13 protein-coding genes are annotated in these 15001 nt (G+C 37.9%); 4 read left to right on the top strand and 9 right to left on the bottom strand.

Annotated elements, in window-relative coordinates; genetic code table 11:
- Nucleotides 1-9 precede the first annotated feature (9 nt).
- From D1B32_RS21410 to D1B32_RS21395, 4 genes are all read right to left on the bottom strand, one after another.
- Nucleotides 10-1320 carry a Na+/H+ antiporter family protein gene (locus D1B32_RS21410; RefSeq protein WP_095313669.1) on the bottom strand — a complete coding sequence of 437 codons (1311 nt, stop codon included), beginning with the start codon at nt 1318-1320 and terminating at the stop codon, nt 10-12.
- Between the two features lie 142 nt (nt 1321-1462).
- Nucleotides 1463-2257, bottom strand: coding sequence for a YfkD famly protein (locus D1B32_RS21405; RefSeq protein WP_240033870.1), 795 nt, complete (start codon nt 2255-2257; stop codon nt 1463-1465).
- 158 nt (nt 2258-2415) lie between these two features.
- A complete protein-coding gene (locus D1B32_RS21400; protein ID WP_095313670.1) occupies nt 2416-3099 on the bottom strand; it encodes an amino acid ABC transporter permease in 684 nt (227 codons plus the stop codon).
- A gap of 13 nt (nt 3100-3112) precedes the next feature.
- On the bottom strand, nt 3113-3931 hold the full coding sequence (locus tag D1B32_RS21395; protein WP_392391133.1) for a transporter substrate-binding domain-containing protein: 819 nt from the start codon (nt 3929-3931) through the stop codon (nt 3113-3115).
- 359 nt (nt 3932-4290) lie between these two features.
- On the opposite strand from D1B32_RS21395, the gene D1B32_RS21390 reads away from it, so the two are divergent.
- A complete protein-coding gene (locus D1B32_RS21390; RefSeq protein ID WP_095313672.1) occupies nt 4291-6222 on the top strand; it encodes a heavy metal translocating P-type ATPase in 1932 nt (643 codons plus the stop codon).
- 35 nt (nt 6223-6257) lie between these two features.
- Here D1B32_RS21390 and D1B32_RS21385 read toward each other — a convergent pair whose 3' ends face one another.
- The 3 genes from D1B32_RS21385 to D1B32_RS21375 all read right to left on the bottom strand — a co-directional run bounded on the left by D1B32_RS21385 (nt 6258) and on the right by D1B32_RS21375 (nt 7927).
- Nucleotides 6258-7079 (bottom strand): YihY/virulence factor BrkB family protein, encoded by an 822-nt coding sequence (locus D1B32_RS21385; RefSeq protein WP_095313673.1) that lies wholly within the window; start codon nt 7077-7079, stop codon nt 6258-6260.
- Nucleotides 7080-7145: 66 nt separating this feature from the next.
- Nucleotides 7146-7433, bottom strand: a complete 288-nt coding sequence (locus D1B32_RS21380; RefSeq protein WP_095313674.1) for a YtxH domain-containing protein — start codon at nt 7431-7433, stop codon at nt 7146-7148.
- 14 nt (nt 7434-7447) lie between these two features.
- Nucleotides 7448-7927 (bottom strand): low molecular weight protein-tyrosine-phosphatase, encoded by a 480-nt coding sequence (locus D1B32_RS21375; RefSeq protein ID WP_095313676.1) that lies wholly within the window; start codon nt 7925-7927, stop codon nt 7448-7450.
- A 265-nt stretch (nt 7928-8192) separates the two neighbouring features.
- Here D1B32_RS21375 and D1B32_RS21370 point away from each other — a divergent pair, with 265 nt between their 5' ends.
- Entirely contained in the window at nt 8193-9557 is a 1365-nt protein-coding gene (locus tag D1B32_RS21370; protein WP_095313677.1) for an alanine/glycine:cation symporter family protein, read from the top strand.
- A 172-nt stretch (nt 9558-9729) separates the two neighbouring features.
- On the opposite strand, the gene D1B32_RS21365 is transcribed toward D1B32_RS21370, so the two are convergent.
- Complete coding sequence (locus D1B32_RS21365; RefSeq protein ID WP_095313678.1) at nt 9730-10725, bottom strand: glutaminase; 996 nt, start codon at nt 10723-10725, stop codon at nt 9730-9732.
- Nucleotides 10726-10973: 248 nt separating this feature from the next.
- Nucleotides 10974-11792, bottom strand: coding sequence for a YkwD family sporulation-associated protein (locus tag D1B32_RS21360; RefSeq protein WP_095313680.1), 819 nt, complete (start codon nt 11790-11792; stop codon nt 10974-10976).
- Between the two features lie 698 nt (nt 11793-12490).
- Here D1B32_RS21360 and mreBH point away from each other — a divergent pair.
- Both mreBH and D1B32_RS21350 read left to right on the top strand, forming a co-directional pair.
- The gene (gene mreBH, locus D1B32_RS21355; protein ID WP_095313681.1) at nt 12491-13498 is read left to right on the top strand and encodes a rod-share determining protein MreBH; all 1008 of its coding nucleotides are present in this window, start codon (nt 12491-12493) and stop codon (nt 13496-13498) included.
- A gap of 341 nt (nt 13499-13839) precedes the next feature.
- Nucleotides 13840-14997 carry a CaiB/BaiF CoA transferase family protein gene (locus D1B32_RS21350; protein ID WP_095313682.1) on the top strand — a complete coding sequence of 386 codons (1158 nt, stop codon included), beginning with the start codon at nt 13840-13842 and terminating at the stop codon, nt 14995-14997.
- Nucleotides 14998-15001: the final 4 nt, after the last annotated feature.

Here is a 15001-nt window from a genome sequence, read left to right as displayed (position 1 = left end):
TTATTCACATTACAAAATAAGTGCTGCTATCCATCCAAATATAAATAACGGAATATTATAATGGAGGAAGGTCGGCACACAAGTATCCCATATATGGTGATGCTTTCCGTCTGCATTCAGACCAGATGTAGGTCCAAGTGTGCTGTCCGATGCAGGAGAACCTGCGTCCCCAAGTGCTCCCGCTGTTCCAATTAATGCCGCAGTTGCCATTGGCGAAAATCCAGCAGCAATACAAATTGGTACATACAAAGCTGCAATAATTGGAATCGTTCCAAATGAAGAACCAATCCCCATTGTGATTAATAAGCCAACTAATAATAAAATAAAGGCAATAAGTACTTTATTGTTGTTTAAATAGCCAGAACTCAATTCAACAAGCGCTTCTACCGCTCCTGTTTCATTTAGAACCTCTCCATATCCTGATGCGACAAGCATAACAAATGCGATTGTTCCCATCATGCCAATTCCTTCTGTCATCACCTTGTCACCTTTTTTAAAGGGGATAACGAAGAATAAAAACATAAGCACAAGTCCAGTTAAGGCACCTGCGATAAGGTTTTGGGTAACCAGCTGTACAGCTAATGCGCCCAAAATAGCTATTATTGTAAACAAATGCTGCTTATTAAATGGGACGCTCTCTGTCGTTGCTGTTGTAATTGTAGATTCTGTTCCACCAGCTCCAGGTATTGCATCTCTATCTTTTCGATAAGTAATAAAAATAGCGATAAATAAGCCAACAATCATCCCGCTTCCTGGGATAAGCATCGCTAGTGATACTTCGTTCTCAGTAATAAAAGTGCCATTTTGTATCATGCCTTCTTCTATAATTCCTTGAAAGAGAAGCCCAAATCCTGCTGGTATCATAATGTATGGAGCTTTTAAACCAAATGTTAGGGCTGATGCCACAGCACGGCGGTCTAAACGCATTTCATCGAACAATTTTAATAAAGGCGGTATTAAAATTGGAATAAAAGCAATATGCACTGGCACTGCGTTTTGTGATAAACAAGCAACTCCGGCTATTGCAAGTACCAGCATTGTTTTCTTACCTGTCAATTTGCGAATTAAAAAATTCACTAAAATCGTTGTAATGCCGGTATAACTAATTGCAACAGCAAACGCACCTAGAAGAATATAACTCAATGCAGTATTCGATGCTGCCCCCATTCCACTTACCATCATTTCAATTGAATCTACCAGACTTAATCCCGCCATTAATCCTGCTACAATCGACGCAGCAATAATGGCTATAATTACGTTCACGCGCAGTAAACATAAAATTGTCATTACAAGCACGGAAACAATTACAATCCATTCCATCTCAAGCTTCCCCCTATGTCCTTATCTATGTTGTGTAATTGAATTTAACTTTAATACTTTAATATGATAAAGCATTAAAACGGATTTTTCAACCCTTTTATGAAAATAAAATACCCTGTAAATAAATTCACAGGGCTTGTAACTATTTTAATTGAAATGAAAAGGATACATGATCCTGAACGGGAATCCAAGCACCAATCCCTTGCTTCGTAACATTTTTAACTACTAGGGATTTCTTCGAGCCTTTTAACTGAAGATAAACTTCTCCAAAAGTAACCTGCCCTTTTTCATTCACTGCAGGAGCAAATGCTTGCAAAGTTCCATTTTTCTTAGCTGGTATTGCATAGGAATTATCTTTCTTCGTATTTTTGCCGATTATCGTCTGATAAGAAAGTGGAAGTTTTGTTTTTTCCTTTGATTTAAGCAGCATCATTTTTTTAACATCTTCCGGATTTGTAATTTTATTGGTTAAGGCACCTTTAATTTCCTTTTCTTCCTGTTGAATATAATTCATATTTTGTGGCGCTTCCTCACCATAATTACTCAATTCATTTGTGTTGATTGGCTGGTATTCCCAATTGATATTTGATTCATCTGATTGATAATTTAACGGCCAGCGTCCAAGATAGACCATTCCCCGGTAACCGATAGCAACCGGTGAAGGCTTTAATGATGTTTCATTTAGCATTTTAATCAGATCAGGGTTTTCAACAGGTATGGATAATGCGTCAAGCAATTCCTGGGTTAGTTCGCTTGGCTCAATGACTTCCTGGTCCTCTGTTGAATTTGGAAACGTATTTTCTTTCGCTATATTCAACACATGGTTTGGAATTTCAACAGCGTCCTCTGATTTTTTGGCAGCCGATCCGACCGATGGGAAAAGCATACTTAATAAGAAAGCAATTATGACAAACTTGGTCATTTTATTTAATTTCATGTTTCCCATTCCTTTCTTTTTCCCTATTTTTTTCGATTGAGGAGGAATTTATACATTACTTCATGAAATTGACTAAATTACTTTCTGCTTTTTTTCTTTTCAACCTATTCACGTTCCAGTTGCACTAAAAAAGGCTGCCCAAGATTGAGCAACCCTACCTAAACAAATCGACTATATCGTTTTTCTAATCGTTCTTGTAAAACGCCAATTAATATACATATTGGCCAATAAATAAGTGCTACAAGGACATACATTGTCATCGCATCAAATTCTCTTCCTGCTACAATCTGTGTCTTCTGAAATAGCTCTGGAACGGTAATAACAGCTGCTAATGATGTAGCTTTTACAACGTCCATGAACACATTTGTGAGTGGCGGGATTGCTATCCTCGTTGCTTGAGGCAAGATAATCTTTCGCAGTGTTGTCCAGTATGGCATATTCAATGCCTTTGCCGATTCCCATTGTCCTGTATCAATACTATTAAGCGAAGCCCTGTCCACCTCAGCAATATATGCCGCGCTATTCAGCCCAAAACCAATAATAGCTGCTGCTGTTGCTGTGAATTGAATACCAACTACCGGCAGACCAAAATAAAGTATAAAAAGAAATACGAGCATTGGTGTACCACGCATAAAAGAAATATAAACACGTGCTGGAATGCGTAATAGAACATGCTTTGATCCTCTAGCTAAAGCTAGGAACAGGCCTAATACAAGACCTATTCCCATTCCAGCTATCGATACAATCAATGTCATTGGCAATCCCTCTAGGACAAAGGGTAAACTATTAATGGCTAATTCAATGTCAAATAATCCTCCGAAATCAAATCCATTGAAGTTCATTTATCAATTCCCCTTACAGATCAAGACCTTCTATTTCTTCAATATCGCCTTCTGGTTTTTCAGAAGCATCTTCTTCATAAAATTGGATTGCTAACTTTGATAATGTTCCATCTTCACGCATCTCACTTAATACACGGTTAATCTCTTCCGTTAATTTATCCGCACCTTTTGGTATAACAACCGCCTGTTCAGTTGGATGGAATTTTAATGTTGGATGCAAATGCAAATCGAAATCAGGAAATGCTGCGACACCAAATTTCGTTAAATAATAGTCATTAATAACAACATCAGTACGCGCATTGCTAACATCGCTTAAATAAGCCTCATTTGGAGCGTTTCCATATGTCACAACCTCAGCACCAAAATGCTCGGCAATTTGACTGTAAATTGTCGTTGCTCCACCACCTGCTTTTTTGCCTTCTAAATCTTCTAATGACTCGATTCCAGAGTTATCGGATTCACGAACCGCCATTGTCGAATAGGAATATTTATATGGTTCGCTGAAATTAAATTCTTCTTTTCTTGAATCAGTAGGCTCGATATCATTCGCTGCCACATCAATTCTTCCACTTTGAATTGCTGGAAGCATACTGTCAATTCCCATTATCTCAAAGCTTACTTCAAGATCTAAACGTTCTGCGATTTCGCGCATTACTTCCACATCATAACCTGTTAATTCATCGTTCTCATCGTAATAGGATGCAGCAATTAATGTACCGGAAGTTCCGACTATAAGCTCACCTGCATCTTGAATTGCTTCCCATCTTTCATCTGATGAATCTTCCCCTGCTGTATCTCCAGAATTGCCACATGCACTTAGCACAGCAATCATAACTAAAGCTAAAAGCATTAAAGATAACTTAAGCTTTTTCACCAAAAGCACCCCTTTGTTATATATAATTTTCAAATGCAATTGTAACAGAATTAAGTTGATAAAACAACGTAATGAATTCTGTTTTAAATGATTTTACTAAAAAATTGTAACAATTAATCTGTTTCTATAAATTTATTTTTAGAAAACTAGCCATGCACCTAAAACTTTGGTGCATGGCTTAGTTGTACATATGCAAAAAAGGAAAGTTTATTATTTGCAAAATTTATATTGACTCTTGCCTCTTTGCTGATATAATAATAAATATCTAATTAGAATTATTATAAAAAGGTAAACATTATTAAAAGGAGGTAACTGTCATGTCTACTGATACTTTAGAAATGAAACGTACAACTTGGAAGACTCCAATTTCCAAGTTAAAAACAGTAGCTATTTATGAGCATCACGAATTAATTGCTGCGCTAATTAGCGGGCTCCTACTACTCCTAGCATGGATTTTTAAAGATCAATTAACCTCTGTTCTTTGGTTTACGCTTCATGGATTTGCATTTGCAATTGGTGGATATGCGAAAGCGAAGGAAGGCATCACAGAAACGATTCAAACAAAGAAATTAAATGTAGAAATCTTAATGATTCTTGCCGCAATTGGAGCAATCACAATCGGTTATTGGACAGAAGCCGCTATTTTAATTTTTATTTTTGCATTGTCTGGTGCTCTTGAAACCTATTCGATGAATAAAAGCAATCGAGCAATCTCATCATTAATGGAATTACAACCTGAAGAGGCTTTACTCTTGCAAGACAAACGAGAAACGACAATACCTGTTTCCCAGCTGAAAATTGGCGATACTATTCTCGTAAGGGCTGGTGAACGCATTCCAGCTGATGGAGTTATCGTTAAGGGTGCTTCTACGATTGATGAAAGCACGATTACTGGTGAATCACTGCCTATCTACAGACAAAATCAGCATGATGTGTACGCAGGCACTGTAGCCCTAGATGGTACATTAACAATAAAGATTACAACAAAACCAAATGAAACCTTATTCCAAAAAATTATCCAGCTTGTCCAATCTGCACAAGAGGAGAAATCAACCTCACAGCTGTTTATTGAAAAGTTCGAGAGCACATACGTATATGGAGTGCTAGCAATTGTAGCTATTATGATGTTTCTTCCATATCTTTTATTTAACTGGACACTTTCTGACAGTATTTACCGGGCAATGGTGTTACTAGTTGTAGCTTCTCCTTGTGCACTCGTAGCTTCCATCTCACCTGCAACCTTATCCGCTATATCGAATGCTGCAAGGAAAGGGATTCTTTTTAAAGGTGGCGTACACCTTGAAAATTTAAGCAACATCCAAGCTATTGCATTGGATAAAACAGGGACACTTACCAAAGGGAAGCCAGCCGTAACAAATGTATATATGGACGAAGCTGTTAATGAAAAGGAAATCTTGTCTATTATCGGGGCTATTGAAAAAGAATCGACACACCCTATTGCCAAATCGATAACTGCGTATTGTTTGGATAAAGCTGGAGTCCTAGCTCCTACTTTTGAGATTAAGCATCTAAAAAATATTAGTGGAAAAGGAATTATCGCTACAGTAGGAAATAATGAGTGGAGAATTGGTAAAGCAGACTTTGTAGGGAAAGAGTTAACAGTGGCCTTTCAACAACAATACGCAGACAAACAATCCACTGCTGAAAAAACATCTACCTTCATTCAAATAAATGAGCGAATTATCGGTATGTTTATCCTAAAAGACACGACAAGAGAATCAGCAAAAGAAGCGATTCATAACTTAAAGTCAAATGGCATTGAAACGATTATGCTTACTGGTGACAATGAATTGACGGCTAAAGCTGTTGCCGAGGAAGTTGGCATAAACCAATACAAGGCCAATTGTCTTCCACAGGATAAAGTCGAATACGTCAAATCGTTTAGGAAGCAATACAAAACGGTGGCAATGGTCGGAGATGGCATTAATGACGCTCCTGCTTTAGCGAATGCCAATGTAAGTATTGCAATGGGAGAAGGAACAGACATCGCACTCGATACAGCAGATATGGTATTGATGAAAAATGACCTAACAAAAATCACAAACGCAATTCAAGTATCCAAACGAATGAATCGTGTTATTAAACAGAATATCATCTTTTCTTTAACCATCATTTTGTTGCTTGTTCTTACAAATTACTTTCAAATTATTGATTTACCACTCGGTGTTATTGGTCATGAAGGGAGCACTATCCTCGTTATTTTAAATAGTTTGCGTTTACTTAAATAGCTGCCTTTTAGGGGGTAGCTATTTTCTTTCACGGATCATGGGCGTCTATATACTTTTTCTATAAATGCGTTTAATACACCACCAAGAATAATAATGATGCCAAATAGATAAAACCAGAACATCAGTATAATGACTACCCCTAGACTTCCGTATGTAGCAGAGTAATCACCAATCGTAATGACATAGAAGGAAAATACCCATGATACGAACTGCCAGCTTATCGTAGCGAATGCAGTACCTATAATAACAGTTTTAAAGTATATCCGTTTATGAGGTGCTAATTTATAGAGAAAGAGAAGCACAATAAAGAAGATCGCAGAAGAAATGCCCCAGCGAAATGTTTCCCAGGTTTGCAAAAAGTCTTCTGATAAACCAAATATGGAAAACAAATACAAGCCAATCATTCTTCCAAAAACCGGTAAAATTAATGCGATGATAATGACAATTACGATGGCAATGGTTAGTAATATCGCGATTAGTCTCCCAAAAAAGAAAGAACGGTTATTCTCGATTTCATACGCTCGATTAAATGCTTTGGTTATGGCGTTAACCCCATTCGAAGCAGCCCAAAGTGTACCGATAATCCCAATAGAAAGCAGACCACCATTTTGCTGGTTGAGCATTTGACCAATATTATTATTGATCAATTCCATTACTTGCGGGGGCGCATAGGTTGCAATCGTATCTAAAATTACTTGAGCATCAAGCGGTAAATATCCAATTAAATTTAATAGAAATAATAAAAATGGGAACAGTGACAACAGAAAAAAATATGCTAACTGTGCAGCAAGACCAAACACATCCACATTTTCGACGCGCTGATAGAACTGCTTCCCAAGAATTAGTATTTTTTTCACGTTCACTCGCTCCCATAAATTAAATATAGTAAATCATTTTCAATACGTTCTTCTACTTTACTATATTTAGTTTAACCCTTTTTTATTCGTAACCTTTTCTAGCGTTGATTCTACTTGCTCTAAAGCATTGATTGCATTCTCTGCACCACTTGCAATCGTTTGATTTAATTCATCAAAGGTATTACGCAAGCTATGAATTGCTTCAGAAGGGTTACTAATAAAGTGAGATGAGCATGATTTCGCTGCGTCAAATCTTCCTTTCGCATAGCTTCTCGTATTTTTGTCGAATAAAGCGACAGCCCCACCTACTACAGCCCCAATAGTCATACTTAAAATGATTCTACGTTTTCCCATTTTCATTCTCTCCTTTAAACAATATGGTATGTATGCTTTATAGATTTTAGTAAATGAACACAACCTGTTAAAACTAACTGATAGGTGTATTCAAAATTCCCCGTATAATATGGATCCGGAACGTTTACATCCTCTGGGTTTTCGACAAAATCCATTAATTTCGCGACTGTTACCGAGTCATCCAGCACCTTTCGGATCTTGTTCAGATTAGCTATGTTCTGATCATCCATTGCAATAATGTAATCAAAGTCATCCCAATCCTGTTCCTTCACTTGTCGTGCGAACATGCCCTCATACGAAACTGCTTCACGGTCTAATAATTTTCTTGTTCCTTCATGTGGTACATTTCCAACATGCCAATCACCAGTCCCCCCTGAATCCACCTTAATTCTATCAGAAAGTCCTTCTTTTTCCACTAAATCACGAAAAATAGCTTCTGCCATTGGCGACCTGCAAATATTACCTAAACAAACAAATAGTACACGAATGTCCATGATGATAACTCCCTTCTCCATTTTCTATTATAAGCAATATAGTGGTTCATAAGCAAAAAATTATAAATAGGAATGGATGATTTTTTGTTTTATTATGTCGAACCCTTTCGATAAATCATTATTAGCTAGGGATTTTGTCAATCGATTTTATAGCGTTTAAGTAGTTCAGAAGTTTTTACAGACTAAAATAACTTTTATTTCCTCTTGACAACTCATCCAATTTTCGAAATATTAGTAAGTATAAGTAATTAAGGGGGATGATTCAATGATAGGTTTTTTAGAACAAGTAAGTGCGTTTGTTTGGGGACCGCCATTATTAATTCTTATTGTTGGAACAGGGATCTATTTAACTTTCAGACTTGGCTTTGTGCAAATTCTCGCGTTACCAACAGCGTTATTAAACGCATTCAGTCGCAAAAAGCAAGATAAGTTGTCAGATGGAGATATTTCCCATTATCAAGCCTTAACCACGCAAATGGCGGCAACAATTGGGACTGGTAACATTGTAGGGGTAGCTACAGCTGTTATTGCCGGGGGGCCAGGAGCTGTATTTTGGATGTGGGTCATGGCGATTTTTGGTATGGCAACAAAATACGCGGAAGCCGTGCTGGCTGTAAAGTACAGGGTCAAAGGTGAGGACGGACAAATGTCCGGGGGACCGATGTACTACCTTGAAAGAGGCTTAAAATTAAAATGGCTAGCTGTTGCATTTGCGATTTTTGGATCAATTGCAGCATTCGGAATTGGTAACATGGTACAAACAAACGCCGTGTCCGCTGCTGCTGAAAATTCATTTAACATTCCAACATGGGTTACTGGAATTATTCTTGCTATTGTTACTGCATTGGTTATTCTCGGTGGAATTAAAAGTATTGGACGTGTAACTGCTTTCTTTGTACCAATCATGGCTGTATTTTATATTATCGGTGGCTTAATTATCATGACGCTTAACTTTGATATTGTTCCAGCCGCTATTAACCTCATCCTAACAGATGCATTTACTGCAAGTGCTGTCGGTGGTGGTATCCTAGGTACGGTTATCCGATACGGAGTTGCACGTGGGATTTTCTCAAACGAAGCAGGTCTTGGTTCTGCTCCCATTGCAGCTGCTGCAGCAAAAACAGACTACCCAGGAAGACAAGGCCTCGTTTCAATGACACAGGTATTTATCGATACAATCATTGTTTGCAGTATCACTGGAATTACGATTGTTATGGCAGATCTGCACCAAACTGGTGTAGCAGGTGGTGCCTTAACTGGTGAGTCCTTTGGTGTTTTCTTAGGAACGCCTGGAGTCTTAATTGTAAGTATCACGACAATCCTATTTGCTTATTCTACGGTTATTGCCTGGTCCTATTACGGGGAAAAGTGCCTTAACTATTTATTCAAGAGTCCAAAGGCAATTACAATCTATCGGTTTGTATGGGTTGTTGCTGTTTTCTTTGGTGCAACTACAGTTATTGATATCGTGTGGCTATTTTCAGACATTTTTAATGCATTAATGGCGATACCTAACTTAATCGGACTCCTCGGGCTATCTGGCGTCGTAGCTTATGAAACAAAACGATTCCTGAAAATAGCGAAAGAAGAAAAAGAGCAAGAAAGAGCTGCGAAATCAAAATCTGCTTAAAGTAAAAAAGCGGAAGCGCCAAGTCGCTGTGCTCTGAAGCTGGATCTGGACGTGAACCGGGGATATTCGTTCATTCGAATATCCCCGGTTCTCACATGTCCACAAAGCCTTAAAATTACAGTAAGACTTCCCTCGTATCCGTGTCTCTGACTCGGCACTTGCACCTTTGTTCTTAAAACAAACTTAAATCCCACTGATTAGCGATGTGCCTCAACAATTTAATACCACCAATACTATTCCCCTGCAGATCAAGAGCAGGTCCAAAAACGCCGATGCCACAACCATCTAAAAACGGAAGTTCCTCATCCCTTACTCGTGGTGGAACGACTGCTACAATTCCACCGGATACACCACTTTTGGCAGGAATACCAACATATGCAGCGAATTTCCCTGAAGCATCATACATTCCACACGTAAGCATCAATGCCTTTACTAAACGCGCAACTGATCGTGGTATAATTTCTTCTTCTGTATTTGGATCACGTCCATCATTGGAGAGGACTAATCCGATTTTTGCTAAATCACTTGTTGTTATCTCTATCGAACATTGTTTAAAATATGTCTCCAACGTAATTCCAAGATCAGATTCCAAATAGCCGCCCTCTAATAAATAGTAACCGATTGATCGATTTCTCATCGATGTATCACGTTCTGATTCATATGCATCTACATTTACTTGCGGTCGATAGCCAATCATTTTTTCCATTAGAACAAAAAGTGAATCTAGTTTCTGATCCGATGTTTTACCACTTAATAGCGAAGATACGGTAATTGCTCCAGAATTAACTAATGGATTAAACGGCTTCTTCGGCTGCTTCATTTCGAGATGCATAATAGAATTAAACGCTTCACCAGTAGGCTCCACATCCACTCTATTTAATACATAGGAAAGTCCCCTATCCATACAGGCAGAAATAAAGGTCAATACTTTGGAAATACTTTGGATTGTAAATTTTTCTTCTGTATCACCTGATTTAATCGTAACACCATTTTTTCCAATAATCGATATGCCTAGTGCGTGTTGATCAGCCTCTGCCAAAATCGGTATATACGTAGCAACTTCACCATCAACTGTTTGCTTTTTATAGAAATTAATCCAACTGTCAACATAATCCTGAAGCCATTCCTTCGACAATTCTGTGTTTAAGTTAACAGATCCTTGTACCATCATTACCCACCTCATTAACAGTATGTGCATCCAAACAAGTTTGTATCTATGTATACCCTAAAACGTGCTACTATATAGCTTTTATAATAACAGCTTTTCATGTAGTTTCTACTATACGGCAAGAAAGAATTAGTTACACGATTGAATATGAAGCATCCATCCTATTGTTTTAAGCGTGATAAATTGTGCACATCCGTTTTTAAGCCTAAAAAAAAGAGACCAGCTAAAAGCTAGTCCCTAATACTATATTATTTTCCGATGAATTGCTGTGTCCAGTGGTTACCTTGCTCTACATAACCTACCCCAATGTGAGTATACTCACCATTTAGGATGTTTGCACGGTGACCTTCACTATTCATCCACGCATTCACAACTTCTTCTGGAGTTTGTTGCCCTTTAGCAATGTTCTCTCCAGCTGTACGGTAAGAGATACCGTAGCTCTTCATCATGTCAAACGGTGAACCATGGTTCGGGCTGTTGTGATCAAAGTAGTTGCTTGTTGCCATATCGCGGGATTTTTCGCGAGCTACTTTACTTAATTCTGTGTCAACTTCCAATGGACTTAAACCTTGTTTTGCTCTTTCTTGGTTTGTTAACTCTACTACTTCTTGTTCAAACTGACTTAATTGCTGTGAAGTTTCTTGATTTTGGTTAGATTGCTCTTCTTTTTGAGCTGGTTGCTGTACAGGTGTTGCAGCTTCCTGCTCTTGTTCTTTAGCTGGAGCTTTCTCTTTTGCTGGCGCTTCTTGTTTTGCTGGCGTTTCAGCTTGTTCTGATGCTTCTTGTTTTGCTGGAGCATCAGCTTGCTTTTGATTTTGTTCTTTTGCAGGAATGGATTTCCAGTCTATATTTTTCCAATCAAGCTCGCCATTCAATACCTTATTAATAAGGCCTTGAATATCTCCCTCTGATACATTTCCCGTTTGTCCATTTACTGAATAATAGACTTTATATGAAGGGTTAGTTGATTGATCTTGATTTGCTGACGCATCAGCAGTAGATGTAAATGCTCCGCCAAGTAATAGCGCAGTTGATAATGCAGTAGCGATTCCTACTTTTTTAAACATCTTTGTTACACTCTCCTTTGGTTTTGTTGTTTCTTGCAAAATCATCATAGCACGGGATTTTTGTAATATTTAAGGAAAGCTTTTCCAAACTAGAAAAATAGTTATCGATAAATTTACCTATTAAACTCGAAACCTTGTATTCCATAGAAAAGTCCTAAATCCCTAAATTCGACTAAACAGGTAAAAGTTCAACATACAGGAAAAAATTAGTACAATTTTACGGTTGACACCTTTTAAATAAAGGGTTTATATTACAGGTTGCAATGATTTGTAAACAAACTGTCACTTGCATTTCCCCCACTAAATGTTTTAATTTTAAGAGTAACGTTCTTTATTATAGTAGATAGGATAGTGAAAACTTTATCTCTATTTAATTTAACAAATGCATTTTACGATTAAATTATGGATGCAATATTTAAACTAAATTCGGGTATATAATTTGAAATAGTCATTTCCTATTTATATATACTTCAATAAGCACTTTACACTAGCATCGGAAGTTTATGCTGTTATATGTACATAACTATTAAAACTTCTCAATTAAAAACAAATGCGATACTTCTATCAGAATGATTCTGATAGAACGAAACAGCTTTTAGGGGCAGAACCCCTATCATATAAATTTGAACTTATAAACAACGGGAATACTGCCCCTTAATCTACGATACAATAAATTGTCATCATTGGAGGAACCTATTATGTTTTCAAACGCGGAAATCGGAATTGATCTTGGAACAGCAAATATACTTGTCTATTCAAAAACAAAAGGAATCGTTTTAAACGAGCCATCTGTTGTGGCAATCGATATTGAAACAAAAAAAGTTGTAGCAGTTGGTGCGGAAGCAAAAGAAATGGTCGGTAAAACACCGAAAAACATTGTACCTATCCGCCCTTTACGGGATGGTGTGATTGCGGACTATGATGTTACTGCCCAAATGCTAAGGGAACTATTGAAAAAAGTAAGTAAAACGCTTGGGATGTCTATGCGCAAGCCAACTGTTGTCGTTTGTACTCCTTCAGGTAGTACGACAGTTGAAAGACGTGCAATTCATAATGCGGTAACAAGCTATGGTGCAAAGCATGTGCATTTAATTGAAGAGCCTGTTGCAGCTGCAATTGGTGCAGATTTACCCGTTGATGAACCAATTGCCAATGTAGTCGTTGATATTGGTGGAGGAACTTCTGAGGTAGGTATTATTTCCTTCGGAGGAGTTGTCTCTTGTAATTCAGTACGCACTGCCGGAGACAAAATGGATGATGAAATCGTACAGCATATCCGCAAAACGTATAATATTTTAATTGGTGAACGCACTGCAGAAAATATTAAAATGGAAATCGGTTATGCGCACCCGAATCATAAGGAAGTCACGATGGATATTCGCGGTCGTGATATGGTAACTGGTTTGCCTAAAACGATTGAAATAACGTCTACTGAAATTTATAATGCGATTAAAGAATCTCTAGAGCAAATACTAGAAGCAATTCGCGCTACATTAGAGGATTGCCCTCCAGAGTTAAGTGGAGATATTGTTGACCATGGAATTGTCTTAACAGGTGGAGGCGCCCTTTTAAATGGAATGCAGGAATGGCTTGCTAATGAAATTAGTGTACCAGTTCATATGGCTCCAAACCCGCTTGAATCGGTAGCCATCGGTACTGGACGTGCTATAAAGATGATTACAAAACTACAAAAAGCAGCGAAATAAGAAACAAAAGCAGACTTGCTATGTTTATAGCGCTTCATGCATAAAAGCTGGCTTCAGAGAGAATATCTTTGAGGTTAGCTTTTTATACTATTTTTTAGTCAACAGCCAATATCTATTTACATATTTTTCAGAATAAAGTATACTTATTAATAATACTGTGAAAAACGTATGCCACGTTATTCTACACAGTACATTAAATTAAATTTCCATAACTGCCTAATTTGTTCACATTCCTATAATCAGGTATGTTCCAACAAACAAAAGCCAGTTCGAACAAAATTGCAGCAATCCTGCATTTGTTTGGACTGGCTTTTTTTATAACATAAGAAAGGAGGAACTACATGACTGGTGCATTAAACAACATTAAAATTCTCGATCTATCAAGGGTGCTTGCAGGTCCTTATTGCTCAATGATTCTCGGCGATCTTGGTGCAGAAGTAATCAAAGTCGAGGCACCCGGTGGAAGTGACGAAACACGTGGATGGGGCCCCCCTTTTCAAAACAGCATCAGCGCTTACTACCTATGTGCTAATCGTAATAAAAAAAGCATTACCGTGGATTTGAAAACGAAAGAAGGAATTGATCAGATAAAAAAAATAATAGCCGAATCAGATGTAATCATGAACAATTTTAAAGCCGGGACGATGGAGCGCTTCGGACTCGATTATGAAACCGTCGCACAATTGAATCCTTCCATCGTTTACTGCTCTATTACCGGTTTTGGGGAGACCGGCCCATACAAACATTTACCAGGCTATGACTTCATTATCCAAGCAATGAGTGGATTAATGAGCATTACGGGCACAGAAGCATCCGGTCCACAGAAAATGGGAGTTGCTATTACCGATATCTTAACCGGACTATACGCCTGTATTGGAATTCAAGCTGCATTGCTTGAGCGAACCAATTCAGGTAAAGGTCAGAAAATCGACCTTTCATTATATGATTCAGCTGTCAGCGCCTTGGTCAATATCGGAAGTAATTACTTGATGTCCGGGAAAATACCCTCGGCTCTCGGTAATCATCATGCCAATATCGTGCCATACCAGACCTTCATCACAGCGGATGGAGAAATGGTAGTTGCCGTTGGTAACGACAATCAATTTAAAAAGCTCTGTAGCCTATTAAATGTCCCTCATCTCAGTAACGATCGGAGATTTGAGAAGAATGCAGACCGGGTAAAACATAGAGATTTGCTTGTTTCACGTTTACAAAAAATTTTTGCAACAAAGCCGACGGCATATTGGTTAGAACAATGTCATACAAATAACATTCCATGTGGACCAATTCAAGATTTACAAGATGTAAGCAATGACCCACAACTGCATGAGCGAGAAATGTTCGTTGATTACGAACACCCTACAGCAGGTCCTATCACAATGATTGGAAGTCCATTAAAACTTTCACGAACACCTGTCGCTTACAATCTGCATCCTCCTGATGCTGGTGAACATAATCAGGAATTTCGTATAGACGATAAAGAAGTAAAAAATAAGTAAAAAA

Origin of the sequence: Oceanobacillus profundus, from assembly GCF_003515705.1 — a bacterium.
GTDB classification, from domain to species: Bacteria; Bacillota; Bacilli; order Bacillales; family Amphibacillaceae; genus Oceanobacillus; species Oceanobacillus profundus.
This window is presented reverse-complemented; position numbering and strand designations above follow the sequence as displayed.

Bases quoted from the DNA above. Each gene is read 5' to 3' on its own strand.
- D1B32_RS21380 (WP_095313674.1), bottom strand. From the start codon at position 7,433: ATGGGAAAACGTAGAATCATTTTAAGTATGACTATTGGGGCTGTAGTA.
- D1B32_RS21405 (WP_240033870.1), bottom strand. From the start codon at position 2,257: ATGAAATTAAATAAAATGACCAAGTTTGTCATAATTGCTTTCTTATTA.
- D1B32_RS21395 (WP_392391133.1), bottom strand. From the start codon at position 3,931: ATGATTGCTGTGCTAAGTGCATGTGGCAATTCTGGAGATACAGCAGGG.
- D1B32_RS21350 (WP_095313682.1), top strand. From the start codon at position 13,840: ATGACTGGTGCATTAAACAACATTAAAATTCTCGATCTATCAAGGGTG.
- D1B32_RS21390 (WP_095313672.1), top strand. From the start codon at position 4,291: ATGTCTACTGATACTTTAGAAATGAAACGTACAACTTGGAAGACTCCA.
- D1B32_RS21375 (WP_095313676.1), bottom strand. From the start codon at position 7,927: ATGGACATTCGTGTACTATTTGTTTGTTTAGGTAATATTTGCAGGTCG.
- D1B32_RS21360 (WP_095313680.1), bottom strand. From the start codon at position 11,792: ATGTTTAAAAAAGTAGGAATCGCTACTGCATTATCAACTGCGCTATTA.
- D1B32_RS21365 (WP_095313678.1), bottom strand. From the start codon at position 10,725: ATGGTACAAGGATCTGTTAACTTAAACACAGAATTGTCGAAGGAATGG.
- D1B32_RS21370 (WP_095313677.1), top strand. From the start codon at position 8,193: ATGATAGGTTTTTTAGAACAAGTAAGTGCGTTTGTTTGGGGACCGCCA.
- D1B32_RS21410 (WP_095313669.1), bottom strand. From the start codon at position 1,320: ATGGAATGGATTGTAATTGTTTCCGTGCTTGTAATGACAATTTTATGT.
- mreBH (WP_095313681.1), top strand. From the start codon at position 12,491: ATGTTTTCAAACGCGGAAATCGGAATTGATCTTGGAACAGCAAATATA.
- D1B32_RS21400 (WP_095313670.1), bottom strand. From the start codon at position 3,099: ATGAACTTCAATGGATTTGATTTCGGAGGATTATTTGACATTGAATTA.